This is a genomic window from Pseudoalteromonas sp. SIMBA_162 (assembly GCF_046535955.1).
Lineage (GTDB): Bacteria > Pseudomonadota > Gammaproteobacteria > Enterobacterales > Alteromonadaceae > Pseudoalteromonas > Pseudoalteromonas marina.
In genome coordinates, this window is record NZ_JAWJBQ010000009.1 from 36,601 (window position 1) to 62,173 (window position 25,573).

Genomic DNA, 25,573 nt, shown 5'->3' on the forward strand with positions numbered 1-25,573 from the left:
TAACTGTTAGTGTATTTCATAATTATGAATAACTAAAGTAATTTGTATATTTAGTTTAACTTAATGAAAATACAGTGTATTTTAGTTTTTAAAAAGTTGGCAAGCATATTGATACTAGTTAAAGCAGACTAACTAAGTTTTAATTACAGAGGTAAATGTTATGGGAATTTTTTCACGTTTTGCAGATATTGTTAATTCTAATATCAATGCCATTTTAGATAAAGCAGAAGACCCAGAAAAAATGGTGCGTCTGATTATCCAAGAAATGGAAGATACACTAGTAGAGGTTCGCTCTACGTCAGCTAAAACTCTGGCAGAGAAAAAAGAAATTGTTCGCCGCCTAGATACACTTAAAGTTCAAGTAAGTGACTGGCAAGAAAAAGCTGAGTTAGCACTTAGTAAAGACCGCGAAGATTTAGCTCGTTCAGCATTGCTCGAAAAGCAAAAGTCGGCAGATGCAGTGACGGCTGTTGAAGGTGAACTTGAGCATGTAGAGTCTCATATTGAGAAGCTTCAGCAAGAAGTGACCACGTTACAAGAAAAGTTAGCTGATGCTAAATCACGTCAAAAGGCAATAATTCTTCGTCAGCGTTCAGCTGAGTCGCGCCTAGAAGTGAAAAAAGCACTTGATAGCTCGAAGGTAGAAGATGCACTTAATCGCTTTGAACGTTACGAAACTAAAATTGATGGACTAGAATCTCAAATAGAGTCTTACGATTTAGGTAAGCAAACGTTAGCAGACGAAATTGCTGATTTACAAAAAAATGAAAAAATTGATGATGAGCTAGCTGAGCTTAAAAAGAAGCTTGCTGATAAGTAATTTACGCAGGGGCATGTAATGTGCCCCACTGCTTAACATATTTGAACGGATTGTCAGGAGAGGGTTATGTTTGATCCAGAGATACTAGTTGCACCATTTATCTTGTTTATGATTTTTGTTGCGCCACTGTGGTTAATTTTACACTACCGTAGCAAAAAACAAGTAAGCCAAGGGTTAAGTGAACACGAACATCGCCAGTTATTAGAATTAGCACACAAAGCTGAGCGTATGGCTGATAGAGTCGAAACACTTGAAGCATTGCTAGACCAAGAGTCACCACAATGGAGACGCAAAGTATGAATGCCAAACGCGAATTATTAAGAGACCCACAACGCGGTAAAATAGCCGGAGTATGTGCGGGATTAAGTGACTACTTTAATATGGAGTTATGGTTAGTTCGCATTATATTTGTTAGTGCGGTACTGCTAGCAGGTGGCCCATTGTTTGTGGTAGCGTACATTGCAGCGTGGTTTATATTAGACAAAAAAGAGCCAACGACTGCACATGCGAGCAGCTCAACAAAAGCTGGCGATCCGTTAGAGGTAAAATTTAAAGTATGGCAAAAGGGTGAGCCACCGCGCCGCGCTTTACAAGATTTAAAAGAGCGTTTAGCGCGAGTAGATACACGCCTTCAGGATATGGAACGCCATGTTACCTCAAGCGAGTTTACGGTAAGCCGTGAAATCAACAAACTTTAAAGGATTTAATAGCACTTTGTTCGGTGATTAAGCATCAATGAAGTGCTAGCCCATTATGAGTCGTACTTCATTTGCTAAAAAGACCTTTAAAAGTATTAAAGGCAATGCCCAAAAAGCCCTTCACCGTAGTTTAGATCAGCATGTAAAATTGGCTGTAACTGGGCTAAGCGGTAGCGGTAAAACAGCCTTTATTACAGCTCTAGTCAAGCAGTTAACTACACAAGCTAACGATAAAAACCTCCCTTTTTTTGATGTAATGCGAGAGCAGCGCCACATAGCCACTAAAGTTGTACCGCAAGAGGCGTTAAAGGTCCCTACGTTTGACTATCCGCGAGCACTCAATGCTTTACTCCCAAGTGATGGGATGCCTACATGGCCTGCATCAACCGAGCGTATTAACACCTTGCGTTTGGCTATTAAATACCAAAGTGCCTCAGGGTTACGTGGGCATTTTTCGCCACAATCTACGTTGTATTTAGATATTATTGACTACCCTGGTGAATGGCTACTTGATTTACCTATGCTTGAGCAAAGTTATAGCCAGTGGTGCGAGCAGCAGTACCCGCTGTTATTACAGCACCCGCGTGTGAACACCTCTAGTGAATTTTTAAATGCGCTTGATCAGCTTGATTTAAACGCACCTGTAGATGAGAGTGTACTTGCGCAAATTGCTGAACTTTATCAACATATGTTGGTAGGTCTCAAAAAAGACACTAAACTAGCTATGTTACAACCTGGGCGAATGCTTATGCCTGGTGATTTAAAAGGCGCACCGCTATTATTGTTTTTCCCTGTTAATTTTAAGCAGGTTAATAGCGATGATATTATTGCGGGGTCTAATTTAGAGCATCTCATTAAGCGCTTTAATGCCTATGTAAAAGAAGTGGTTAAGCCTTTTTATAACGAGCACTTTAAACATTTTGACCGCCAAATAGTGTTGGTAGATGTACTCAGCGCATTAAACGAAGGCCACGAAACACTCCAAGAGCAAAGTAGCGTAATCAACCAATTACTCGCTCACTTTAATTACGGCGAGTCGGGATTTTTTAAGCGCTTATTTAAACCCAACATAGATAAAATACTCTTTGCTGCCAATAAGTCAGACCACATAAGTGCCAAGCACCACAAAGACTTAGCACTTCTACTTGATTCGCTAGTGCATGAGCAAACTAACTATTTAAAATTTGATGGCGTACAAATAGAAACCATGGCTATGTCGTCAATTACTGCAACGCAGCCGCGCCAAGTTACCGATAAAGGCCAAACGCTAGAGTGTATTTATGGCAAGCCACTTAACGAGCAAGATTGGCTAACCTACTTACCCCCACAACCACCTAACCGCATGCTTAATAAAAATGAGTGGCCAGCGCAGGGATTTGAGTTTTTGTCGTTTGCGCCTATGCCAACCCCCGACAAGCAACTTAAACATATTCGCCTTGATCATGTGATGCAGTATCTATTAGGAGACAAATTATCATGAGCGACACACAGCAAACTTTTCAAGCAGGTAGGCGAATTGATACCCAAGCAGATGAGCAGGTTGAGCCTACGCTTGCTCCTGCAAAAATAATTACCCAGGGTCAAAGTGAATACATTGAAGAGCCTGATGAAGAGTTTATTGAAGATGAAATAGACCTAGAGCCGGTATATAAAAAGTCAAAATGGCAAACGCTTAAAGGGGTGTTTACCATAAGCTTTTTAGTACTGGTGTTACTTGAATTTGCTTATTCATTAGTGTTTGCATTTCAACAGTCGGTTGTTTTAGGCGGTGTGTATTTAACCGCAGTGGTAAGTGGTGTGCTTCTTATTGGGCGCATGTTATGGCGCGAATATAGAATGTTGCGCAGCCTTAAGCGCAATCAGTTACACCGCCACGAAGCCGACAGACTTTTAAATAGCGAGCAAGTAGGCGGCGCATTGCCGTGGCTTGAAAAACTAAACAAGCACCAAAAGCTTAATAATTTTGACAGCTTTAAAAAGCAAGTTGCACAGCATCACAGTGATAAAGAAATAATGACCCTTTACGCAAATAGCTTACTAATAACGCAAGACACACAAGCAAAAAAGCTTATAAACCGTTTTGCAACTGAGTCAGCTTTATTAGTTGCACTGAGCCCCATTGCGCTGGTGGATATGATGGCTGTGCTTTGGCGTGGTACTAAGTTAATTGAGCAAATAGGTAAAATTTATGGCATTGGTTTTGGTTACGCAAGCCGGATTAAGCTTTACCGTATGCTTATAAAACAAGTGATGTTTGTAGGCAGTGCAGAGCTTATCTCTGATTTAGCAGCCACTGCGCTCAGCGCAGAATTGCTTGGTAAGCTATCTGGACGAGCCGCACAAGGTGTGAGTGCAGGGATTTTTACAGCGCGAATTGGCTATAAAGCAATGGAGTTAAGTCGCCCATTACCTAAACTAGAACACAAGCGCAGCCTATTGAAAGGGACCGTTCAGAGCATTGCAGGTAAAATTTTAAAACGAGGAAAAACAGAGCCCACACAATAACATGGAAATATTTGTGTACAGGTAAACGGGTAAACTTTGCACAAATAGCCATCTGAGCATCCGGCATGCTTGTGATTTAAACTGTGGTACGTTTTTATCTATGTTACTAACAACACATAATAAAAATGAGCACAAAGATAATGACCAAGCATCATCTTCATACACAATGTATCCATGGCCCGCAAAAAGCAAACGACCCACATGGCGCACTTACGTCGCCTTTGTATCAAACCTCCACCTTTCATTTTGAAAATGCAGCACAAGGTGCTGCACGTTTTGCAGGTGAAGAACCCGGTTATATTTACACCCGTTTAGGTAACCCAACGACCACCGAACTTGAACAAAAGATAGCACAGCTAGAGGGCTGCGAAGCCGCTGCGGCAACGGCCACAGGCATGGGCGCTGTATCGGCATCGGTATTGAGCTTTTTATCACAGGGCGACCATCTTGTAGCATCAAGTGCATTATATGGTTGTACGTTCGCGTTTTTTGCACACATGTTACCGCGCTGGGGAATTGAAGTTACGTTTGTTGATATGACCAACGAGGACGAGCTTCGGGCTGCCATTAAACCTAATTCCAAAATGATATTTGTAGAAACACCGATAAACCCAACAATGGCTGTGATTGATTTAGCACTTATTGGCGCTATTGCTAAACAGCACAGCTTAATTAGCGTGGTAGACAACACTTTTTTAACGCCATTGCTGCAATCACCAAAACAATATGGCATTGATATCATTATGCACAGTGCAACCAAATACATAAATGGCCATGGCGATGTGGTGGCAGGACTTGTGTGTGGATCGCTTGAGCATATTACCTTGATAAAAATGACCGTACTAAAAGACATTGGTGCAACCATAAGCCCACACGACGCATGGCTTATAAATCGCGGATTAAAAACCTTAGCCATACGCATGGAGCGTCACTGTCAGAGTGCACAAACAGTGGCTGAATACCTAGAGGCGCATCATAAAGTTAATATTGTTTATTACCCCGGCCTTAAATCACACCCAGGAAATAAATTTATTGGTAATCAAATGAAAGCTGCAGGTGGCGTGATTGCGTTTGAAATAAAAGGCACTTTACAACAAGGTGCGCAATTTATTGATAGCATGAAGCTTTGTACACTTGCTGTAAGCCTAGGCGATGCCGAAACACTGATTCAGCATCCTGCGTCTATGACCCATTCTCCTTACTCACCAGAAGAGAGAGCCGCCGCTGGTATCAGTGACGGGTTGATCAGGCTCTCTGTTGGGCTTGAAGATGTTAACGACATTATTAGTGATTTAGACCAGGCGTTTACTCAAGTCCTTTAGCTGTATTTATTTGTTTACACATGAAGCTTCGTGTAGGGCCTTTATATTCGTGGCTGTAATTTTAATGTGTCACACGTGTAATTTTAACTTTACGAATGAGGTGATCGCGCCAAGTACAGATGTTAGCTTGTCTATTAAACTTTTCTTCACTTTTACATAGTATGGGGTCACCCGATATTCGATAGGTTTGAGTATCACACTGACACCGATTTAGGGCTCACAACCCAGAAGGTACTTATGGCTAAAGCAAGTAAATACACATCCAAAACACCAGACGAAAATGGTGTTATACATTGGAGTGATGAAGAAAATAAAATTTGGTCTGAGCTTGTAGCACGCCAACTTGCGTGCATAGAGGGCAAGGCCTGCGATGAGTATATGGAAGGACTTAAAAAAATAAATCTTCCACACGACCGTATACCGCAACTAAGCGAGCTTAACGAGGTACTTCTTGCCACCACCGGTTGGCAAGTAGCGCCTGTGCCTGCACTTATCGATTTTGATGAGTTTTTTAGGTTGTTAGCAAATAAGCAGTTTCCGGTTGCCACGTTTATTCGAAGCCGTGAAGAGTTTGACTATCTTCAAGAGCCAGATATTTTTCATGAAATATTTGGCCACTGCGCTATGCTAACAAACCCTGATTTTGCCGAGTTCACACACAAATACGGGCAATTAGGGTACGCAGCGCAAAAAAAAGATCGTGTTTACCTAGCACGCATGTACTGGTTTACCGTTGAGTTTGGTTTAATGCAAACCGAAAACGGCCTGCGTATTTACGGTGGCGGAATTTTATCAAGCCCGGGTGAAACGCAGTATGTGTATTCAGATACACCAGAAATAACGCCTATGAGCGTAATTGATGTACTGCGTACGCCTTATCGCATTGATATTATGCAACCGCAGTACTACACCATTAATTCGATTCATGATCTGTTTGATATATCGCAAATGGATATTATGACTTTGGTTGAGCAAGCTAAAGAGCTTGGCTTGCATGACCCAAAATTTCCACCAAAAGAAAAATTAGCCAGTTAACTTTAATTTAAAAGAAACGCTAAAGTAAGGATTTAAAATGTCTTCATTAAGTGAACAAAAATGCGAAGCTTGCCACGTAGATGCACCAAAAGTGTCTGACGCAGAGCTTGCACAGCTTATTACAAAAATACCAGACTGGGTACCAGAAGTACGCGACGGCATTATGCAGCTAGAGCGTGTTTATAAATTTAAAAACTTTAAACAAGCTATCGCGTTTACTAACAAAGTAGGCGACATGGCAGAAGACGAAGGCCACCATCCTGGTTTATTAACCGAGTGGGGCAAAGTAACTGTAACGTGGTGGAGCCATTCAATTAAAGGCTTGCACAAAAACGACTTTATTTGCGCAGCTAAAACAGACGACGTATTTAACGCGCTGTAATTAAAAAGTTAATTGAGCAAACCTAAAAGCACTTATTTTTATAAGTGCTTTTTTATTGGTGTTGGTAAACTATCACCCTTTATTAAAATTGTTACGACAAAAGCATATGGATAACAAAACGAATATTTACCATGTAATTATCTTCTTAGGTTGATTATTTTGTGTCCGAGAATAATATAGGCTGTAAATGAAAGGATAAGTTACATGCCAAAAAAACTGCAGCTGATTAACCCTGATGGACAGGCTAACTTTGGTTTATTCCCACAGGGGATTGAGCATATTAATTACTTAGATTTTGATTTAAGAAACGCAATGGATAAGCCATGCGGTAAACTTGCAAAAAGATTTAAGTTTAACCAGTTTCAGTTTATAAGTATTACTTGCGATGAATTAGTTATTGGGCTTGCAATCGTTGATTTAAAAATTGCCAGCAACTGTTTTGTTTATGTTTACAATTTAAAAACAGAGCAGTTAGACGAGCACAGCTTTGTAAATTTATTTTCTAAAAACACATTAATTGAGCCGCTGCCAAATTCTGGCAATAGTTATTTTAAAAAGGGTGATAACAGCGTTTACGTTAATACCACAGATAGACCCGGTGAACGAAAGGTAACAGTTAAAATAAGTACCACGCTGATCCTTGATGCAATAATTAACGAGTCAGATAATTACCTTCCTTTAAGTGTATGTGCTCGAGCTGGTTATACTGGTTTCCATTTCACCCAAAAATCGGCCGCGCTAAATTGCTCTGGCACGCTTCTATTAAAAAATACCCGCTACGATTTTAGCCATATGAACGCATTGGCCTGTGTAGATTGGAGTGCAGGCTATATGCGTCGTGAAACATTTTGGAATTGGGCAAGCTTTGCCTGCAAATTACCTGATGGGCGCTACTTGGGAGTAAACCTTTCAGCAGGTGTAATTGAAACAGGATTTACTGAAAATGCTATTTGGCTTGACGGAAAGCTATACAAAATTGATATGGTTGATTTTAAGTTTAATCGTTATGGTAACGAAATTGATTGTGACAAGTGGGAACTCCACTCAAACGACGGCCTGATTAATCTTACTTTTGAACCTGTAAGCCAACGTTTTGATAAAACTAATTTACTCATTGTGGCCACGAATTTCACACAAAAAATCGGTCGTTATTTCGGTCAAATAACGCTTCCTAATGAAGTGATAACACTCAACGGGCAGTGGGGCTTAGCAGAAGATCACTATTCAAAATGGTAGATGTAGCTTTTGGGAATTAACGTATATAAACGAACGCTTTAAAAGAATGTAAGGCTCTAAATCTAAAAAGGTTCAGAGCCTTATTTTTCATCAATAATTTATACTAATGCCATTGTTTTCTATTTAATCATCAATCGAGCGAAGTAGGGCGTTAATGCCTACTTTTTCGCGTGTTTGCTGATCTACTTTTTTGACAATGATTGCAGCGTAAAGGCTGTGTGTGCCATCTTTTGATGGTAGTGCACCTGGTACAACTACTGCGCCTGCAGGTACGCGGCCGTAGTGAATTTCGCCGGTTTCACGGTCGTAAATACGAGTGCTTTGGCTGATATAAACGCCCATTGAAATAACAGCGCCTTCTTCTACTACTACACCTTCAACAATTTCAGAACGTGCGCCAATAAAACAATTGTCTTCAATGATGGTTGGGTTAGCTTGTAGTGGCTCTAAAACGCCGCCTATGCCAACGCCGCCAGATAAGTGTACGTTCTTACCAATTTGTGCACATGAGCCAACAGTGGCCCATGTATCAACCATGGTGCCCTCGTCAACGTATGCGCCAATGTTTACGTACGAAGGCATAAGTACGACGTTTTTACCTACAAAGCTGCCTTTACGTGCTACTGCGTTAGGCACTACGCGCATGCCGCCTTGTTGAAATTGCTCTGGCGTGTAGTCGCTAAATTTAAGCGGTACTTTGTCGTAAAACTGATTAACGCCGTCGTTCATTGGTTGGTTGTCGCGAATACGAAAAGATAGTAAAACTGCTTTTTTAAGCCATTGGTGTACAACCCATTCGCCTGATATTTTTTCAGCAACACGCGCGGCACCGCTATCAAGTAGTTCTAGCACGTCAATAATGGCTTGTTTTACATCGCTAGATACAGTGCTTGGGCTAATGCTGTCGCGGTTATCCCATGCGTTTTCGATCATTGTTTTTAAATCTGACATGTGTGTCCTCTTATTCTGTTTCGGCGTTGAATTTTTTACGTAATGCCTGATGAATTTTTGCTTGTTCTTCATCAGTCAGGGCTTGGTATTCGTTATTTGATACGACAAAGAAATCCTCTGCACGTTCACCTACCGTTGTTATGCGGGCTGCATGAATATGGAGTAAATGTGCTTGGAAAACTTCGGCTATTTTGGTTAGTAGACCGGGTATATCAACCGCTTGTATTTCAATTAAGCTGCGATCTTTTCTAGCATGTGGGCGCAGCACAATTTTGGGTTTGATATTAAAGTCTTTAAAACGTTGTGAGCGACTCTTTTTAAAGCGAATTTTTTTACGCGGGTCATTAAGTGCTTGCTCAAGGCCGCGTTTAATCGATTGCGCGCGGCTACTTGCGATAGGGTCGCCGCTGACTTCAAGAATAACAAAGCTAAACAGTACATAACCGTCTTTGGTGGTCAGTACTTGTGCGTGTTGGATCTGTGCCTTTTTAGTACCAATTATGTTTACTAAACGGGCGAATAGGGCACCCGAGTAAGGACTGTAAACAAACACTTGCGTGCCGCCGTGCATAGGCGCATTCGACACAATTACACTCGGTTGGCTTAAATCGGTGCTATTTACTAAATGCTCGGTTTGCCACGATATTTGCTGCTCGCTAAATGCAGTAAAGTAGTTTGCTTTAAAGCGGCTCCAAATTAAGTCAATTTTTTCTTCAAGGTACCCTAAATTAAGCAGGCGTTGTTTTGCTTGGTGCTTTTTATCACGAATTTGGTCGCGTTGGTCCATTGGGTTTTCAAGGCCCAAACGCAATGCACGTTGTGTGTGCAAATAAAGTTCGCGCAATAAGGTGTTTTTCCAATCGTTCCATAGGTTGTCGTTAGTGGCACGAATATCTGCCACAGTTAAACAATAAAGGTAATCGAGTTGGCGCTCTGTTTTTACACGTGTTGCAAAGTCTTTGATTACTGTAGGGTCGTTTATGTCTTTTCTTTGTGCAGTTACTGACATAAGTAAGTGATTACCAACAAGCCATGCGATAAGCTTGCCATCGGATGATGAGAACCCATGTAACTTAGCAAATGCAATAGCATCGACCGACCCTAGCTCTGAGTGATCGCCACCACGGCCTTTCGCAATATCATGAAAAATACCGGCTAAATATAAAAGCTCGGGTTTATCCATTCGGGTGACTATTTCACTACAAATTGGAAACTCACTCACGCCCGTTTTATCAAAGTATTGGTAAATATTATTGATTAATTTGTGGGTGTGTTCGTCTACCGTGTAGGCATGAAATAAATCAAACTGCATTTGCCCAAAAATATTACGCCATTGCGGTAAGTATGCTGCAAGCATGCCGTGCTTATGCATTAATGTGAATGCGCGGCCCATACCGTTAGGGTGTTTTACCAAACGTAAGAAGGCTTCACGGCAGGCCGCGTAATCTTGCAGGTCACCCAACAAACGACGGCGTACTTGGCGAATAGTGCGTATGGTGCTTGGATAAATATGGGTAATTTCTGGATTTTCAGCAATGTGCTCAAACAGAACAAAAAGTTGATCGCGCCTAAAAAATACAGATGGGTCTTTAACACGAATTTGATGGCCAACACGCTCAAAATTTCTGTCGAGTACTTCAACAACGGCTTCGCTGCTTAGTGGCGAAATACTTTGCTCAAAATACGAAAGCAGCATTTGGTTAAGTTCGCGTACACGGCTCATTATGCGAAATAAGCGCTTCATCATACGTTCAACCGACGCTTTACCATCGCTACCAAAGCCAAGTATTTCTGCAGCAAGGGGTTGGTGATCAAATAGTAAGCGGTTTTCTGATCGTCCTGCGGCTAAGTGCAGGGCAAAGCGAATGTTCCATAGGTTTTCTAAACACTCTGAAAGCTCTTGAAACTCTTCATGGGTTAAGTAGCCATGGTTTATGAGCTCTTGGAGGGTTTCGGCTCTAAAATGCTTTTTGGCTACCCAAATAATAGTTTGTAAATCGCGGAGACCACCTGGGTTTTCTTTTATGTTTGGCTCTAAGTTGTAAGCTGTTCCGTGACATTTACGGTGACGCAGATTTTGCTCTTGTACTTTGGCCTCAAAAAAGTCGTTAGAGCCCCATACTGGCGTCTCGAGTATAAAGTTTTTAAGCTTTTCAAACTCAATATGATTACCAAAAATTAGTCGGCTTTCGAGCAAGCTGGTGGCAAAAGTGACGTCTTCGCGTTTTTGCTCTATTGCTTGATCAATTGTACGAACGCTGTGGCCAATCTCTAAGTTAAGATCCCACAGCATAGTGACAAATTGACCTATTTTTTCACATACCGCTTCATTTGGTTGCTCTGTTACAAGCAGTAAGAAGTCGATATCTGAATAAGGGTGAAGCTCACCCCGTCCGTAACCGCCTACGGCAATCAGCGCTAAATCAGGCTCATGAGATAGATCATAAACATGAAATAATTTGATCAACAGGCGGTCGATAAACTCAGCCCGGGCATTAATTAAATTACCAACTGGTTGTTTTGAAAATTCGTTATGCAACCATTTGTAAAAATAGCTGGAACAATCGCGATAGTCACTTAGTTGCTCAGCATCGCTAAGCAACTTTTTTACTTTGTTGGGTAATGCCACGTGGGCTGGCTCCTCATTGAACCTTCCACATTGATAAACGTACTATCAACTGCGTAGGTTTATTAGTGTTCGATAATCCTGTCGATAGTATCATCTGATCGTAGCGTTAAAATTTCAACACCATTTTCAGTCACTAATAACGTGTGTTCCCACTGTGCAGACAAACTGCGGTCGCGTGTTACAACCGTCCACTCATCTTTAAGCAGTTTACATTGGCGCTTGCCCGCATTAACCATTGGCTCAATAGTTAAACACATACCCGCTTTTAATGTTTCACCGGTACCGGCTTTACCGTAATGCATAACCTGTGGTTCTTCGTGAAATTCGCTACCAATACCATGGCCGCAATATTCACGTACTATTGAGTAGTTGAAGCTCTCTGCGTATTTTTGAATTGCTTCGCCAATATCACCTAAACGTACACCCGGCTTTACCATTTTAATGGCAAGATATAAGCTTTCTTGTGTTACTTCAGCCAAACGCTTACCTTGAATGTTTGGTTTACCTACGTGAAACATTTTAGATGTATCGCCGTGGTAGCCATCTTTGATAACAGTGATGTCGATATTTACGCTGTCACCTTCTTTTAACGGTTTGTCGTTAGGAATACCATGACAAATTACATGGTTAACAGAGGTGCAAATTGATTTTGGAAAACCATGATAGTTTAAAGGAGCAGGGACTGCTTTTTGCTCGTTAACAATATAATCATGACAAATAGTATTTAGCTCATCAGTGGTGATCCCCGGCACGACATGTGGGCCGATCATTTCAAGTACGTCTGCTGCTAAACGCCCAGCTACACGCATTTTCTCTATTTCTTCAGGGGTCTTGATAATAGCGCTCATTGAGGCTCCAAAGTTGCGTTTCTAACATTTTATCGCTGCATAATTTTTGCACGCGATGTTGAGTATTTAATTTTAATATGGTATAAAGCGCGCCGTCTTTTTACAAATAAATTCTTAAATGATTTTTTGTATTTAAGGCAAACACAATTTGATTTTAACACACACACGTATCGTCACATACACTTGGGTGCATTAGAAGTTTAAATACTTCGGTGTTGGTGCTATGGGATATGTGGAGGCCTAACCCTAAACAACTATAGAGGATCTATAAAATGGCAAACGTTTCAATGCGCGACATGCTTCAAGCTGGTGTTCACTTTGGTCACCAAGCACGTTACTGGAACCCTAAGATGAAGCCTTTCATCTTCGGCACTCGTAACCGTGTACATATCATCAACCTTGAGCAAACTGTACCAATGTTCAACAACGCACTTAAGTTTTTAAGTGGCGCTGCTGCAAACAAAGGTAAAGTTCTTTTCGTTGGTACTAAGCGCGCAGCAAGCGACGCAGTTAAAGAAGCTGCTATCGCAAGCGATCAGTTTTACGTTAACCACCGCTGGTTAGGTGGCATGTTGACTAACTGGAAAACAGTACGTCAATCAATCAAGCGTCTTAAAGACCTTGAAATCCAAAGCCAAGACGGTACTTTCGAGAAATTAACTAAGAAAGAAACGTTAATGCTTAACCGCGAAATGGAAAAGCTTGAAAAGAGCCTTGGTGGTATCAAAAACATGGGCGGTCTTCCAGACGCGATCTTTGTTATCGATGCTGACCACGAGCACATTGCTATCCGTGAAGCTAACAACCTAGGTATTCCTGTTGTTGCAATCGTAGATACTAACTCTAATCCAGACGGCGTTGATTTCATCGTTCCTGGTAACGATGATGCTATCCGTGCTGTAACCCTTTACACTAGCGCTGTTGCAGCTGCTATCACTGAAGGTCGCGAGAATAACATCGTTGCTCAAGCTGAGAATGACGATTTCGTTGAAGCTGAGTAATTAGCTGTCATCAAGTCTTCATCTTAATAGGATGAAGACTTGCTATTCTTGTAGAGCGGGTAACCCGCTTATCTAAACCAGATTTCAGATTTGAGGATTTACTAATGGCTGTAACTACTGCCCTAGTTAAAGAATTACGCGAGCGTACAGGCGCTGGCATGATGGATTGTAAAAAAGCGTTAACTGAGACTGATGGTGACATCGAGTTAGCGATTGAAAACATGCGTAAGAGCGGTGCTGCAAAGGCTGCTAAAAAAGCAGGTAACATTGCTGCTGAAGGTACTATCATCATCAAGCAAAATGCAGGTGTTGCGGTACTTGTTGAAGTTAACTGTCAAACAGACTTCGTTGCAAAAGATGTAAGCTTCTTAGCATTTGCTAACAAAGTTGCTGACGCTGCAATCGCTGAAACAATTTCTATCGAAGACTTACAAGCTAAGTTTGAAGAAGACCGTGTTGAGCTAGTAACTAAAATTGGTGAAAACATCAACGTACGTCGTCTACAGTACATCGCTGGTGAAAACCTAGTTGAGTACCGTCACGGTGAGCGTATTGGTGTTGTTGTTGCTGGTGTTGCTGATGAAGAAACACTTAAGCACGTTGCAATGCACGTTGCTGCTTCAAGCCCTGAGTACTTAACACCTGCTGATGTTCCTGCAGATGTTGTAGAAAAAGAGAAGCAAGTTCAAATCGATATCGCGATGAACGAAGGCAAGCCTGCTGAAATCGCTGAAAAAATGGTTGTTGGTCGCATGAAGAAGTTTACTGGTGAGGTTTCTCTTACTGGTCAAGCATTCATCATGGAACCTAAAAAATCTGTTGGCGATGTTCTTAAAGAGAAAAACGCAACAGTTACTGGCTTCGTACGTGTAGAAGTTGGTGAAGGTATCGAGAAAAAAGAAGAAGATTTTGCTGCTGAAGTTGCTGCTCAAATTGCTGCTGCTAAAGGTGAGTAAGATTGACTAACTGTGAAGGACAAGGAAATTAGATGCAATTAAAGTACTATTTGCTTTTGCTTCACGCTTAGAAATTCTTTAAAATAACCGCGCTTTTATGTTTAACATAAGCGCGGTTATTTTTTATCCATAATTCAATAAAAGTTGGCCCCAAAACTATGACTATCAATCGCAAACCTATTTTTAGACGTGTTCTTCTCAAATTAAGTGGTGAAGCTTTAATGGGAGACGAAGGCTTCGGCATCGACCCTAAAGTTTTAGACCGTATGGCACAAGAAATTAAAGAGTTAGTAGAGCTCGACGTAGAAGTGGGTTTAGTTATTGGCGGCGGTAATTTTTTACGCGGTGGGTCATTAGCTGAAGCGGGTATGAACCGTGTAGTAGGCGATCACATGGGTATGCTTGCAACGGTAATGAATGGCCTTGCAATGCGTGATGCGCTGCATCGTGCTTTTGTAAACTGTCGATTAATGTCTGCTATTCCACTTAATGGTGTATGTGATGCATACAACTGGGCTGAAGCAATAAGCTTATTAAAAACTGGCCGCGTTGTTATTTTTGCAGCGGGTACGGGTAACCCGTTTTTCACTACAGATTCTGCTGCGTGTCTACGTGGTATTGAGATTGAAGCTGATACAGTCATTAAAGCAACAAAGGTTGATGGCGTATTCAGTGACGATCCTGTGAAAAACCCAGAAGCGACACTTTACCGTCACTTAAGCTACAATGAAATTATTGATAAAGAATTAAAAGTTATGGATTTAGCGGCATTTACTTTAGCCCGCGATCACAATATGCCATTAAGCGTATTTAACATGAATAAATCAGGCGCGTTAAAACGCGTAATTATGGGTGAAGATGAAGGAACACTTATCTCTTCACAAGCCTCAGATGAAGTAATCAAATAATTAGGATTGAACCGTGATTAACGATATTCAAAAAGATGCGCAAGCGCGCATGCAAAAGAGTGTAACAGCACTAGGTAGCCAACTTTCTAAAATTCGTACTGGCCGTGCTCACCCTGCAATTTTAGATGGCATTATGGTGTCTTACTACGGTGCTCCTACACCGTTAAATCAAGTTGCAAATGTAACAATTGAAGATTCACGTACGCTTGCCATTGGTGTTTTTGACAAGTCATTAGCGCAAGCCGTTGAAAAAGCGATTATGGCGTCTGACTTAGGTTTAAACCCTATGTCGGCTGGTACAGTTATTCGTGTGCCACTTCCTCCACTTACAGAAGAGCGCCGTAAAGATTTAATTAAAATTGTACGTGGCGAAGTTGAAGGCGGCCGTGTTGCTGTTCGTAATATTCGCCGTGATGCTAATGGTGATATTAAAGCACTATTAAAAGATAAAGATATCTCTGAGGACGAAGCGCGCCAAGGCGAAGATGCAATCCAAAAGTTAACAGATAAATTTATCAAAGAAATGGACACTCAATTAACAGCGAAAGAAGCTGAGTTGATGGAAATCTAAACAGCTAAATAAGCTGAGCTAGTGTATACAAATATATTAGTTTTGAAACGCCGTCTGGGTTATACTAGGCGGCGTTTTTTTATGGAATACTCGATATTTATGGCTTTAAACGCTGATACAATTTCACAACAATGTTTACCTAAGCATGTTGCTATCATCATGGACGGGAACGGACGTTGGGCGCAAGCTAGAAATAGGCCTCGTGTGTATGGGCACAAAAAAGGCGTGGACGCTGTTCGTCAATCTGTTCAGTTTTGTACTAAATTAGGCGTACAATCGTTAACCTTATTTGCATTTAGCAGTGAAAACTGGCGCCGCCCTGAAGACGAAGTAAATACGTTAATGGAGCTTTTTTTGTTTGTATTAACAAAAGAGGTTAAAAAGCTTCACAAAAACAATGTAAAACTAACCATCATTGGAGACCTATCTCGGTTTTCTGAAGGGTTGCAAAACAAAGTACATAGTGCGCAGCAACTGACAGAAAATAACACAGGGTTGTGTTTAAATGTGGCTGCTAATTATGGTGGCCGTTGGGATATGGCAAACGCGGCTAAACAACTCGCAATGCAAGTTGCAAGCGGTGACATAGACGCACAAGATATTACTGAAGAGCGTATTGCGCAGCATATGAGCATGGCCGATCAACCTGAACCCGATTTACTTATTCGAACGGGGGGCGATGTTCGCATTAGTAACTTTTTACTATGGCAAGCAGCTTACGCAGAACTTTACTTTACCGAAACACTTTGGCCTGATTTTAATGAAGCAGCATTTGCTGAGGCCATTGCGTGTTACGTTGCTAGAGAGCGACGATTTGGTTGTACGGGCGAACAAATAAAACAATTACTCGCTCAAACCTAAATAGATTAAGGGTCACAATTTTGTTAAAACAACGCATTTTAACCTCGCTAGTGTTAGCACCCGCAGCGCTTGCCTTGGTTTTTTATACACCATTGACGTTATTTAGTTACTTTGCCGCCGCCATCGTTTTAATGGGCGCTTGGGAGTGGTCTGCTTTTATGGGGCTATGTGACAAAATAAAACGAGGCGCCTTTGTTGTGCTTGTTGCAGCTTTACTCGCTGTGCTTAATTTACACTGGCCGATAGAGTCGCTTTGGCAAAATGGTCAGCTAGTGGGCGATGCTAATTATTTATTTACTTTGGCGTTTGCATGGTGGATTGTTGCTAGTTACTTAGTATGGCGTTATCCAGCCATGGCAAAAGCATGGAATGAAGGGCTAGTAATGCGTGGCATTGCAGGGCTTCTGACTTTAGTGCCGTTATGGCTTGCGCTCAATACGCTTCGTAGTGCGCAATACCTTGAATCTACTCACTTTGGCTCTATGCTGATTTTGGTTGTGTTAGGTATTGTGTGGAGCGCTGATATTGGTGCGTATTTTACAGGTAAAAGTTTTGGTAAACACAAGCTTATGCCTAAAGTAAGTCCAAATAAAACAATTGAAGGCCTTGCCGGTGGTATTGTTGCATCAGTATTATTTGTTATGGCGTTTTGTCATTTTACCGACGTGGATTTAGCCGTATGGCCGATTTACGCCATTATGACGGCATTTATAGCGCTATTTTCAGCAATTGGCGATTTACTTGAAAGTATGTTTAAACGTGAAGCAGGCCTTAAAGACAGTGGCAAATGCTTACCTGGGCATGGCGGTATTTTAGACAGAATTGATAGCTTAACAGCAGCCGCGCCTATGTTTGTAATGTGTTATGCGTGGACTTTAAGTTTATGAGTCATAAGCAGCAGCTAGTTATTTTAGGTGCTACGGGGTCAATTGGTTTAAGTACACTTGATGTTGTAGCAAAAAACAGTGATTTGTTTGATGTGTTTGCTTTAACAGCGGGTCAAAATGCAAAAAAAATGGCTGAGCTTTGTATTAAGCATTCACCCCTTTATGCTGTTATGGCAACACAAAGTGCAGCAGAAGAACTGTCATTGCATTTAAAGGGTACAGCGTGCCAAACTCTGATTATGCATTCACAACAGGCAATGAGTGATCTATGTGCGCACCCTGATGTAGATATAGTTATGTCTGCCATTGTTGGAGCCGCAGGCTTGTTACCTACACTCAGTGCGGTTGAAGCAGGTAAAAAAGTGTTGCTTGCGAATAAAGAATCGCTGGTTATGTCGGGCCAATTGTTCATTGATAAAGTTAAAAAGCACAAAGCAACGTTACTGCCAATCGACAGCGAACATAACGCTATTTTTCAGTGTCTACCTCACTCACTACAAAATGCTCAAAGCGATAAAAACCTGCAAGATAATGGTGTCAGTAAAATCTTACTTACCGGTTCAGGCGGTCCATTTTTAACGCGTGATATACGTACCTTAAAAGATGTCACCGTTAGTGAAGCGGTAGCTCATCCTAATTGGTCTATGGGTCAAAAAATCTCAGTAGACTCCGCAACTATGATGAACAAAGGCCTTGAGTTTATTGAAGCCAAGTGGCTATTTAACTGTAATAGCGATGATATTGACGTTGTTATTCATCCTCAAAGCATTATTCACTCAATGGTTCAGTATCATGATGGCTCAATTTTAGCGCAAATGGGTAATCCTGATATGCGTACGCCTATTGCTCATGCATTAGCGTTCCCAAAACGAATTGACGCAGGTGTTAAACCGCTTAATTTTTCTGATATTTGTGATTTTTCGTTTACCAAACCTGATTTTACCCGTTACCCTAATTTGCAACTTGCTATTGATGCATGTTCGGCGGGGCAGGGGGCAACAACGACCGTTAATGCTGCAAATGAGATAGCTGTTGCTGCATTTTTAAAAGGTAAAATTGGTTTTACAGATATTTATAAAATTAATGCACAAACCTTAGAGTCGGCTCAATTCACCAACGTACAGAGTTTAGATGAAATATTACAATGCGATGAGCTTGCACGTGTCAGCGCAACTCAGTTTATAAATAAAGTGGCTCATTAGTATGTTTGATTTTATTTGGAATCTTGGCTCATTTATTTTGGCATTAGGTATTTTAGTTACTGTGCATGAGTATGGCCATTTTTGGGTAGCACGAAAGGCGGGTGTTAAGGTGCTACGCTTTTCTATTGGTTTTGGTAAGCCCTTAATTAAATGGCACGATAAATACAATACAGAATATGTCATAGCAGCTATTCCACTAGGTGGATATGTCAAAATGCTTGATGAGCGTGTGGACGATGTTCCACCAAATCAGCGACATTTATCGTTTAACTCAAAGTCAGTACAAGCACGTATTGCCATTGTTGCAGCTGGGCCTATGGCAAATTTTTTGTTTGCTATTTTTGCGTTAGCGGTGATGTACATGGTGGGTGTGCAATCAGTAAAACCAGTCGTAGGCAGCATTACTGAAGGAAGCCGAGCAGAGCAAGCCGGGCTTATGCCAAGCCAACACATTATTAAAATTGGTGATGATAATATATCCACGTGGCAAGACGCGACGTTTGCTTTTATGTCGCGATTAGGTGAAGAGCGTGTAGAGATTACAGTTCGCGATGAAAACTTACAAACACGAGTCAAAACGCTCAATATTGATGGTTGGAAGCTCGACCAACAAGATGTTCCTCCACTTACCTCTTTGGGTATTGTACCCTTTAGGCCACAAGCAACATTAACGGTTGCAGCGGTGACTAAAAATTCAGCAGCGGAACAAGCGAATTTGCAAGTTAACGATACTATTTTGGCTGTAAACGGTGAAACTATAAGCAATTGGCCGCAATTAGTTAATGTAATTACGCAATCGGCTAACAAATCTTTACAATTTAGTGTAAAAAGACAAGATAGTATAAAAAGCATAACAGTGACCCCACAAGGGCGTGTTGGCAGCAATGGTATAGAACAAGGTTTTTTAGGTGTAGCACCTGTTGTTCAGCAATGGCCAGAGGGGTACGTACAATCCCGAAGTTTTGGACCACTTGATAGTATTGTTCGTGGTACAAAAGAAACTTGGCGGTTGATTACGCTGAGCTTTGACATGATTGGTAATTTAATTACAGGTCAGGTTTCGGTTAAAAACTTAAGTGGTCCTGTTGGTATTGCAGTGGGAGCGGGGACTAGCGTAAGCTATGGTTTAGTTGCTTTTTTAAGCTTTTTAGCCCTGATAAGCGTTAACTTGGGCGTATTTAATTTATTACCTCTGCCAGTGCTTGATGGTGGACACTTAATGTATTACATAATTGAACTTTTTCGTAAAAAGCCGGTCTCTGAAAAGACGCAAGAATTTGGTTTTAAAGTGGGAGCGTTGCTACTCATTTTTCTAACATGTTTCGCTTTGTTCAATGATGTATCGCGTTTGTAATTACAGCGCAACATTTACTAATTAGAACACGATTGTAACGCACCCATATTTTAGGTGTTAAGCGGTAATACAGTTGTAAAGGATAAAGATAATAAAATGGCTATAAAAAAACATTTGGCAGTTTCAAGTTTATTGGGTGCAAGCTTTGCTGCCCTAGGCCAAACTTCCTTTATTGTTGAAGACTTGAAAGTTGAAGGCTTACAACGCGTAGCACTTGGTGCTGCATTGACTCATATTCCTATTAACGTAGGCGATAATGTAGATGACTACACAATTTCAAAAACAATAAAGTCACTTTATCGTTCTGGTCACTTCGACAACATCAAAGCATTACGTGATGGCAACAACGTTATTTTTAAAGTAACAGAGCGCCCAACAATTAGCTTTATTGAGTTTGAAGGCAATAAAGATATCAAAGATGAGCAACTTAACGAGTCGCTTGATCAACAAGATATTCGCCAAGGCGAACCATTAGATAAAACCGTAATTGATAATATTGAAAAAGGCTTAGTAGAGTTTTTCCATAGTATTGGTAAATACAATGCAACGGTTGATATCAGCGTTACCAAATTGCCACGTAACCGCGTAAAACTTAAATTGGAGTTTGATGAAGGTGATGCCGCGTCTATCCGCCAAATTAACTTAGTGGGTAACGAGCTTTTTTCTAACGAAGAATTATTAAAACTTGCTGAGTCTCAGCAAGATTTACCTTGGTGGCAATTTATGGGTAGCGATCGCTACCAAAAACAAACCATTGAAGGTGATTTAGAAAAAATCCGCAGCTTTTATTTAGACCGTGGTTACTTACGTTTTAATATTGATTCGACGCAGGTATCGGTAAGCCCAGAGCGTGAATCTGTATATGTTACGGCCAACCTTACCGAAGGCGTTAAATACAAGGTTAAAGGCTTTGATTTTATTGGTGACTTACTCGGTCGTGAAGATTTAATTAAAAGCGTTATCCCACTCAGAGCTGGTGAGCTTTACAATGGTTCTGTTGTAACATCTTCAGAAGAGTTCATTAAAAGTTATTTAGCACGTTTTGGTTATGCAAATGCTGAAGTGCGAACAATTCCTGAAATTGATGACGAAAAGCAAGAAGTTCAGTTAACTTTATCTGTTAACCCAGGTAAGCGTGTTTATGTTCGTCGTATAATTGTTGGTGGTAACCAAAACACCGCTGACGAAGTATTGCGCCGTGAAATGACGCAGCTAGAAGGTGCATGGTTATCAAACCAAAACCTCGAGCGTTCAAAGCTACAAATTCAACGTTTACCGTACATGGAAACTGTTGATTTTAATGTAGTCCCCGTGCCAGGTGTAGACGATCAAGTTGACGTAGATTTCACAGTAAAAGAACAATCAGCCGGTAGCTTTAATGCGGGCCTTGCTTATGGTTCATACCTAGGTCTACAGTTTAATATTGGTGTGACTGAATCTAACTTCTTAGGTACAGGTAACCAAATTGGTTTAAATTTAAATACTTCTACTGGCTCTGAAAGTGTCAGTTTATCGTATACCGACCCTTATTTTACACCAGATGGTGTTTCACAAGGCAGCAGTATTTTTTACCGAAACTACGACGCAAGTAAGTTTAGTCTTGTAGATTACAAATCAAAAAGTTATGGTTTAGGTACAAATATTGGTTTTCCAATTGATGCAATTAACCGGGTTAATTTTGGTGTTCGTTGGATAAAGGAAGAGCTGTCAGATATTGCAGAGTACGAGCAAACGCGTGTATTACGTGAGACATTTTTTGACCCTGAAAACCCTGATGCAGGCTTTGACTTTACCAAATATGAATTAAGTGTTGGTTGGTCACGTATAACGGTTAACCGTGGTTTATTCCCGACAGCGGGTTCACGCCAAACGTTAAATTTAACGGGAACTACACCAAACTCAGATTTAACTTACTTCAAGCTTAATTACGATTCACGCTTTTACTGGCCAATATCTAACGACCATCGCTGGGTTTTCTCGGCTCGTGCGGCGCTCGGTTATGGTAATGGTTATGGGTCAACAAATGGATACGATCAAACGCTTCCATTCCAAGAGTTCTTCCGTATTACGGAAATGGAACTACGTGGCTTTGACCGTAATACAATATTGCCACAAGCTGTGTCACGTATTGCAACGACGATTCCTGGGACACTAAACCCAGATGGTTCTACCTCAGGTCCTATCAATAGTGCGTCGGAGTTTGACCAGTTAATACCACAAGGTCGAATTGGTGGTAACGCCAAAGCCGTGGCGGGTATGGAGTTAATCGTTCCTACGCCGTTTTTAGATGAAGAAAACACAAGTTCAGTGCGTACCAGCTTTTTTGTTGATGCTGCAAACGTATGGGACACAGAGTTTAGCGTAGACCGTTATCAAAACTTACTCGTAGATCAACGCAATAAGCTGGATGATTATTCAGATCCTATGCGTTTTAGAGTATCGACCGGTTTATCATTACAGTGGATCTCTCCAATGGGTCCAATGCTGATTAGTTTTGCGTATCCATTGCAAAAAGAAGAAGATGACGATACGAAGACCATCAGTTTTAATATTAGTAACACTTTCTAAAGGAGTTTTTTATGACTAAATTATTTAAATCAACGGCAGTGGCTGTTTTAGCAACGTTAATGATGGGTACTTCTGCTAGCGCTCTTGCGCATAAAGTAGGTGTTGTAGATATGCAAGAAATCTACAAGCAAATTCCTCAAATGGCTAAAATTGAGCAGTCACTACAAAGCGAGTTTGCTGAGCGTCGCCAAGAGCTTGAAAAGTTACAAGGTGATATTCGCTTTGAAGCTGAGAAGTTTAAGCGTGAGAGCACAACGATGAGCCAAGCTCAAAAAGATGCACTTCGTGATAAAATTCAAGGTATGCAAAAAAACCTTGCTGAAGTAGGTCGTCCTTTAGAGCAAGAAATCAAAGCTCGTCAAAACCAAGAGCTTGCAAAAGTTCAGGGCTTAATTATTAAAACAATTGAAGAGATTGCTAAAGACGGTGACTTTGATGAAGTTAAAGTAAAAGACACTACAATTTACTTCAACCCTAAAGAAGTAACAGACCTTTCATCTAAAGTAGTAACAGCTGTTAGCAAGAAATAATCACTCTATGCAAAATTATACGCTTTCGCAAATTGCGGAACTTCTAGGCGCCGAACTTCAGGGTGATGGCGCTTTAGAAATAACAAAAATAGCGACACTTGCAAATGCCCGTACTGGGCATATTGCATTTTTAGCGAACTCAAAATATCGTGTTCAACTTGAAGCCACTCAAGCCAGTGCTGTTATCGTTAACCAAGCAGATGCAGCGCATTTTAATGGTAATAAAGTGATTGTTTCAAATCCGTATGTCAGTTACGCAAAGCTTGCGCAATTTATGGATACAACACCACGTTCTGCCTCTCTGGGTATTCATCCAAGTGCAACAATTCACCCTAGTGCAAATATAAGTAAAAGTGCTGCTATAGGCGCTAATGCTGTTATAGAGGCTGGTGCAGTTGTTGGTGATAACGCGCAAATTGGTCCGAACAGTTTTATCGGAGAACGTGTTAAAATAGGTGCTGGGACAAAGCTTTGGCCTAGTGTGACTATTTACCATGACGTTGAAATTGGATCGGATTGTTTGTTCCAGGCAAATAGTGTTGTTGGTAGCGATGGGTTCGGTTATGCAAATGAGCGTGGGCAGTGGCTTAAAATTCCTCAGCTAGGCTCTGTGATCATAGGCGATAAAGTAGAAATAGGCGCCAGCACTACAATTGACCGTGGTGCACTTGATAATACGATTATTCATAGCAATGTGATTATTGATAATCAATGTCAAATAGCACACAACGTTGAAGTTAACTCGGGCACAGCAATTGCTGGCTGCTCTGTTCTTGCAGGTAGTGTTACCATAGGTAAAAACTGCCAAATTGGTGGTATGACTGCAATTAATGGTCACATGTCAGTATGTGATGGTGTTATAATTACGGGTATGAGCATGGTGACAAAATCAATCACCGAACCCGGTATTTATTCATCAGGTATGCCCCATACAACTAACAAAGAATGGCGTAAATCAATTGCTCACTTGCGTAATCTATCAGACATGAAGTCTCGTTTGAAAGCGCTTGAAGCACTGGCTAAGTCATAAACGTTGAACACATAAAAGGATGCTATTTTGGCAAACGAATTAAATAGCCTTGATATTCAAGAAATCTTAGCTTTATTACCACACCGTTATCCGATGCTTTTAATTGATCGTGTTATTGATTTTACTCCGGGTAAGACATTGCATGCCATTAAAAATGTATCTATAAACGAGCCTATTTTTACTGGCCATTTTCCAAACCAGCCTATTTTCCCTGGTGTGCTAATATTAGAAGCTATGGCACAAGCTACAGGTCTTCTTGGTTTTAAAACAGTTGAAAATCGCAGCGAAGACGAGCTTTACTTATTTGCAGCAGTAGACAACGCTCGTTTTAAGCAACCGGTTGTGCCTGGTGATACATTGCATTTGCATGTAGAGTTTTTAAAAGAGCGCCGCAATATATGGAAGTTTGCTGCAGAGGCTAAAGTTGACGGCAAAGTAGTATGTAGTGCCGAAATTATGTGTGCGAGAAGAGAGTTTTAATAGTGATCCATTCTACAGCAATAATCGAACCTGGCGCTAAACTAGGCAACAATGTCTCAGTTGGTCCATATAGTTATATAGGCAATGATGTTGTTATCGGTGATAACTGTATTATTGAATCTCACGTTGTTGTTAAAGGACCGTCTACCATTGGTTCTGGAAATCATATTTTTCAATTTGCGTCTGTCGGTGAAGCTTGCCAAGACAAAAAATACAACAACGAACCCACTACATTAATCATTGGTGACAACAATGTTATCCGTGAGTGTGCAACCATTCACCGTGGTACCATTCAAGACCAAGGCGTAACAAAAATTGGTAGTAATAACTTATTTATGGCTTATACCCACGTGGCACATGACGCAGTGATAGGCGATAACGTAATTTTTGCCAATAATGCCAGTGTTGCAGGCCATGTTCATGTTGCTGATTGGGTTATTTTAGGTGGCAATTCAGGGGTTCATCAGTTTTGTAAAATAGGGGCACATGCGTTTATTGGCATGTACTCTGGCGTTAACAAAGATGTTCCACCATTTGTTACCACGATTGGTATGCCAGCAGGTCCTGCTGCAATCAATAAAGAAGGCATGAAACGCCGAGGCTTTGAAAGCGATGAAATAATGGCCGTTCGCCGAGCGTATAAAGCGTTTTATCGTAAGAGTTTAGGTGTTGATGAAGCAATTGAATCACTAAGTGAAGATGCGGCTAAATACCCTGCAGTACAAACTATGATAGATTTTGTTAAAAGCTCTGAGCGCGGGATCGTAAGATAAGCACTTTTTGTTTTTAAATAAACCAC

Annotated in this window: 25 protein-coding genes; 22 read left to right on the forward strand and 3 right to left on the reverse strand. The window is 41.0% G+C overall.

Features of this window, described 5'->3' with window-relative positions; genetic code table 11:
• Positions 1 to 160 precede the first annotated feature (160 nt).
• The 9 genes from pspA (at position 161) to R0J88_RS08660 (ending at position 7,998) form a co-directional block, all read left to right on the forward strand.
• Positions 161 to 820, forward strand: coding sequence for a phage shock protein PspA (gene pspA / locus R0J88_RS08620; protein WP_006793648.1), 660 nt, complete (start codon positions 161 to 163; stop codon positions 818 to 820).
• Between the two features lie 66 nt (positions 821 to 886).
• The gene (gene pspB, locus R0J88_RS08625) at positions 887 to 1,120 is read left to right on the forward strand and encodes an envelope stress response membrane protein PspB (protein WP_006793647.1); all 234 of its coding nucleotides are present in this window, start codon (positions 887 to 889) and stop codon (positions 1,118 to 1,120) included.
• Positions 1,117 to 1,518 carry an envelope stress response membrane protein PspC gene (gene pspC / locus R0J88_RS08630; RefSeq protein ID WP_410899673.1) on the forward strand — a complete coding sequence of 134 codons (402 nt, stop codon included), beginning with the start codon at positions 1,117 to 1,119 and terminating at the stop codon, positions 1,516 to 1,518. Before pspB ends, pspC begins: the two co-directional genes overlap by 4 nt.
• A 55-nt stretch (positions 1,519 to 1,573) precedes the next feature.
• Positions 1,574 to 2,998: a YcjX family protein gene (locus tag R0J88_RS08635; protein WP_058429498.1), complete on the forward strand. Its 1,425-nt coding sequence runs from the start codon at positions 1,574 to 1,576 to the stop codon at positions 2,996 to 2,998.
• Complete coding sequence (locus R0J88_RS08640; protein WP_410899674.1) at positions 2,995 to 4,023, forward strand: TIGR01620 family protein; 1,029 nt, start codon at positions 2,995 to 2,997, stop codon at positions 4,021 to 4,023. Before R0J88_RS08635 ends, R0J88_RS08640 begins: the two co-directional genes overlap by 4 nt.
• Before the next feature lie 140 nt (positions 4,024 to 4,163).
• The gene (gene megL, locus R0J88_RS08645; protein ID WP_410899675.1) at positions 4,164 to 5,345 is read left to right on the forward strand and encodes a methionine gamma-lyase; all 1,182 of its coding nucleotides are present in this window, start codon (positions 4,164 to 4,166) and stop codon (positions 5,343 to 5,345) included.
• 237 nt (positions 5,346 to 5,582) lie between these two features.
• Positions 5,583 to 6,380, forward strand: coding sequence for a phenylalanine 4-monooxygenase (gene phhA / locus R0J88_RS08650; RefSeq protein ID WP_008126648.1), 798 nt, complete (start codon positions 5,583 to 5,585; stop codon positions 6,378 to 6,380).
• Positions 6,381 to 6,417: 37 nt separating this feature from the next.
• Entirely contained in the window at positions 6,418 to 6,762 is a 345-nt protein-coding gene (locus R0J88_RS08655) for a 4a-hydroxytetrahydrobiopterin dehydratase (RefSeq protein ID WP_410899676.1), read from the forward strand.
• A 204-nt stretch (positions 6,763 to 6,966) separates the two neighbouring features.
• A complete protein-coding gene (locus R0J88_RS08660) occupies positions 6,967 to 7,998 on the forward strand; it encodes a DUF2804 domain-containing protein (RefSeq protein WP_410899677.1) in 1,032 nt (343 codons plus the stop codon).
• A 123-nt stretch (positions 7,999 to 8,121) separates the two neighbouring features.
• On the opposite strand, the gene dapD is transcribed toward R0J88_RS08660, so the two are convergent.
• The 3 genes from dapD to map form a co-directional block, all read right to left on the reverse strand.
• Positions 8,122 to 8,949: a 2,3,4,5-tetrahydropyridine-2,6-dicarboxylate N-succinyltransferase gene (dapD, locus tag R0J88_RS08665; protein WP_058405714.1), complete on the reverse strand. Its 828-nt coding sequence runs from the start codon at positions 8,947 to 8,949 to the stop codon at positions 8,122 to 8,124.
• Positions 8,950 to 8,959: 10 nt separating this feature from the next.
• Entirely contained in the window at positions 8,960 to 11,578 is a 2,619-nt protein-coding gene (gene glnD, locus R0J88_RS08670) for a [protein-PII] uridylyltransferase (RefSeq protein WP_008126657.1), read from the reverse strand.
• 62 nt (positions 11,579 to 11,640) lie between these two features.
• The gene (map, locus tag R0J88_RS08675; protein WP_006793637.1) at positions 11,641 to 12,426 is read right to left on the reverse strand and encodes a type I methionyl aminopeptidase; all 786 of its coding nucleotides are present in this window, start codon (positions 12,424 to 12,426) and stop codon (positions 11,641 to 11,643) included.
• A gap of 272 nt (positions 12,427 to 12,698) precedes the next feature.
• Between map and rpsB the strand changes: the two genes are divergently transcribed.
• From rpsB to lpxA, 13 genes are all read left to right on the forward strand, one after another.
• Positions 12,699 to 13,427: a 30S ribosomal protein S2 gene (rpsB, locus tag R0J88_RS08680; RefSeq protein ID WP_006793636.1), complete on the forward strand. Its 729-nt coding sequence runs from the start codon at positions 12,699 to 12,701 to the stop codon at positions 13,425 to 13,427.
• Positions 13,428 to 13,531: 104 nt separating this feature from the next.
• Complete coding sequence (gene tsf, locus R0J88_RS08685; protein ID WP_006793635.1) at positions 13,532 to 14,383, forward strand: translation elongation factor Ts; 852 nt, start codon at positions 13,532 to 13,534, stop codon at positions 14,381 to 14,383.
• A 158-nt stretch (positions 14,384 to 14,541) separates the two neighbouring features.
• Positions 14,542 to 15,291 carry a UMP kinase gene (gene pyrH, locus R0J88_RS08690; RefSeq protein WP_410899678.1) on the forward strand — a complete coding sequence of 250 codons (750 nt, stop codon included), beginning with the start codon at positions 14,542 to 14,544 and terminating at the stop codon, positions 15,289 to 15,291.
• Positions 15,292 to 15,340: 49 nt separating this feature from the next.
• The gene (gene frr, locus R0J88_RS08695; protein WP_282447153.1) at positions 15,341 to 15,862 is read left to right on the forward strand and encodes a ribosome recycling factor; all 522 of its coding nucleotides are present in this window, start codon (positions 15,341 to 15,343) and stop codon (positions 15,860 to 15,862) included.
• Between the two features lie 81 nt (positions 15,863 to 15,943).
• Positions 15,944 to 16,723, forward strand: a complete 780-nt coding sequence (locus tag R0J88_RS08700) for an isoprenyl transferase (RefSeq protein WP_008126663.1) — start codon at positions 15,944 to 15,946, stop codon at positions 16,721 to 16,723.
• A 20-nt stretch (positions 16,724 to 16,743) separates the two neighbouring features.
• The gene (locus R0J88_RS08705; RefSeq protein ID WP_006793631.1) at positions 16,744 to 17,610 is read left to right on the forward strand and encodes a phosphatidate cytidylyltransferase; all 867 of its coding nucleotides are present in this window, start codon (positions 16,744 to 16,746) and stop codon (positions 17,608 to 17,610) included.
• A complete protein-coding gene (ispC, locus tag R0J88_RS08710; protein WP_410899679.1) occupies positions 17,607 to 18,812 on the forward strand; it encodes a 1-deoxy-D-xylulose-5-phosphate reductoisomerase in 1,206 nt (401 codons plus the stop codon). The genes R0J88_RS08705 and ispC overlap by 4 nt, the downstream gene beginning before the upstream one ends.
• Before the next feature lies 1 nt (position 18,813).
• Positions 18,814 to 20,166, forward strand: coding sequence for a sigma E protease regulator RseP (gene rseP / locus R0J88_RS08715; RefSeq protein WP_410899680.1), 1,353 nt, complete (start codon positions 18,814 to 18,816; stop codon positions 20,164 to 20,166).
• A gap of 96 nt (positions 20,167 to 20,262) precedes the next feature.
• Entirely contained in the window at positions 20,263 to 22,734 is a 2,472-nt protein-coding gene (bamA, locus tag R0J88_RS08720; RefSeq protein WP_010557176.1) for an outer membrane protein assembly factor BamA, read from the forward strand.
• Positions 22,735 to 22,745: 11 nt separating this feature from the next.
• On the forward strand, positions 22,746 to 23,264 hold the full coding sequence (locus tag R0J88_RS08725; protein WP_006793627.1) for an OmpH family outer membrane protein: 519 nt from the start codon (positions 22,746 to 22,748) through the stop codon (positions 23,262 to 23,264).
• A gap of 7 nt (positions 23,265 to 23,271) precedes the next feature.
• Positions 23,272 to 24,294: a UDP-3-O-(3-hydroxymyristoyl)glucosamine N-acyltransferase gene (lpxD, locus tag R0J88_RS08730; protein ID WP_006793626.1), complete on the forward strand. Its 1,023-nt coding sequence runs from the start codon at positions 23,272 to 23,274 to the stop codon at positions 24,292 to 24,294.
• A 27-nt stretch (positions 24,295 to 24,321) separates the two neighbouring features.
• On the forward strand, positions 24,322 to 24,774 hold the full coding sequence (gene fabZ / locus R0J88_RS08735; protein WP_006793625.1) for a 3-hydroxyacyl-ACP dehydratase FabZ: 453 nt from the start codon (positions 24,322 to 24,324) through the stop codon (positions 24,772 to 24,774).
• Positions 24,775 to 24,776: 2 nt separating this feature from the next.
• On the forward strand, positions 24,777 to 25,547 hold the full coding sequence (gene lpxA, locus R0J88_RS08740; RefSeq protein WP_008126674.1) for an acyl-ACP--UDP-N-acetylglucosamine O-acyltransferase: 771 nt from the start codon (positions 24,777 to 24,779) through the stop codon (positions 25,545 to 25,547).
• Positions 25,548 to 25,573: the final 26 nt, after the last annotated feature.

What these genes read in the sequence shown, in the direction of transcription:
- pyrH (WP_410899678.1), top strand. Translation starts at nt 14,542, where the DNA reads ATGACTATCAATCGCAAACCTATTTTTAGACGTGTTCTTCTCAAATTA.
- rpsB (WP_006793636.1), top strand. Translation starts at nt 12,699, where the DNA reads ATGGCAAACGTTTCAATGCGCGACATGCTTCAAGCTGGTGTTCACTTT.
- phhA (WP_008126648.1), top strand. Translation starts at nt 5,583, where the DNA reads ATGGCTAAAGCAAGTAAATACACATCCAAAACACCAGACGAAAATGGT.
- map (WP_006793637.1), bottom strand. Translation starts at nt 12,426, where the DNA reads ATGAGCGCTATTATCAAGACCCCTGAAGAAATAGAGAAAATGCGTGTA.
- ispC (WP_410899679.1), top strand. Translation starts at nt 17,607, where the DNA reads ATGAGTCATAAGCAGCAGCTAGTTATTTTAGGTGCTACGGGGTCAATT.
- megL (WP_410899675.1), top strand. Translation starts at nt 4,164, where the DNA reads ATGACCAAGCATCATCTTCATACACAATGTATCCATGGCCCGCAAAAA.
- R0J88_RS08640 (WP_410899674.1), top strand. Translation starts at nt 2,995, where the DNA reads ATGAGCGACACACAGCAAACTTTTCAAGCAGGTAGGCGAATTGATACC.
- bamA (WP_010557176.1), top strand. Translation starts at nt 20,263, where the DNA reads ATGGCTATAAAAAAACATTTGGCAGTTTCAAGTTTATTGGGTGCAAGC.
- dapD (WP_058405714.1), bottom strand. Translation starts at nt 8,949, where the DNA reads ATGTCAGATTTAAAAACAATGATCGAAAACGCATGGGATAACCGCGAC.
- tsf (WP_006793635.1), top strand. Translation starts at nt 13,532, where the DNA reads ATGGCTGTAACTACTGCCCTAGTTAAAGAATTACGCGAGCGTACAGGC.
- R0J88_RS08655 (WP_410899676.1), top strand. Translation starts at nt 6,418, where the DNA reads ATGTCTTCATTAAGTGAACAAAAATGCGAAGCTTGCCACGTAGATGCA.
- pspB (WP_006793647.1), top strand. Translation starts at nt 887, where the DNA reads ATGTTTGATCCAGAGATACTAGTTGCACCATTTATCTTGTTTATGATT.
- R0J88_RS08700 (WP_008126663.1), top strand. Translation starts at nt 15,944, where the DNA reads ATGGAATACTCGATATTTATGGCTTTAAACGCTGATACAATTTCACAA.
- frr (WP_282447153.1), top strand. Translation starts at nt 15,341, where the DNA reads ATGCAAAAGAGTGTAACAGCACTAGGTAGCCAACTTTCTAAAATTCGT.
- pspC (WP_410899673.1), top strand. Translation starts at nt 1,117, where the DNA reads ATGAATGCCAAACGCGAATTATTAAGAGACCCACAACGCGGTAAAATA.
- pspA (WP_006793648.1), top strand. Translation starts at nt 161, where the DNA reads ATGGGAATTTTTTCACGTTTTGCAGATATTGTTAATTCTAATATCAAT.
- R0J88_RS08660 (WP_410899677.1), top strand. Translation starts at nt 6,967, where the DNA reads ATGCCAAAAAAACTGCAGCTGATTAACCCTGATGGACAGGCTAACTTT.
- R0J88_RS08725 (WP_006793627.1), top strand. Translation starts at nt 22,746, where the DNA reads ATGACTAAATTATTTAAATCAACGGCAGTGGCTGTTTTAGCAACGTTA.
- lpxD (WP_006793626.1), top strand. Translation starts at nt 23,272, where the DNA reads ATGCAAAATTATACGCTTTCGCAAATTGCGGAACTTCTAGGCGCCGAA.
- rseP (WP_410899680.1), top strand. Translation starts at nt 18,814, where the DNA reads ATGTTTGATTTTATTTGGAATCTTGGCTCATTTATTTTGGCATTAGGT.
- R0J88_RS08635 (WP_058429498.1), top strand. Translation starts at nt 1,574, where the DNA reads ATGAGTCGTACTTCATTTGCTAAAAAGACCTTTAAAAGTATTAAAGGC.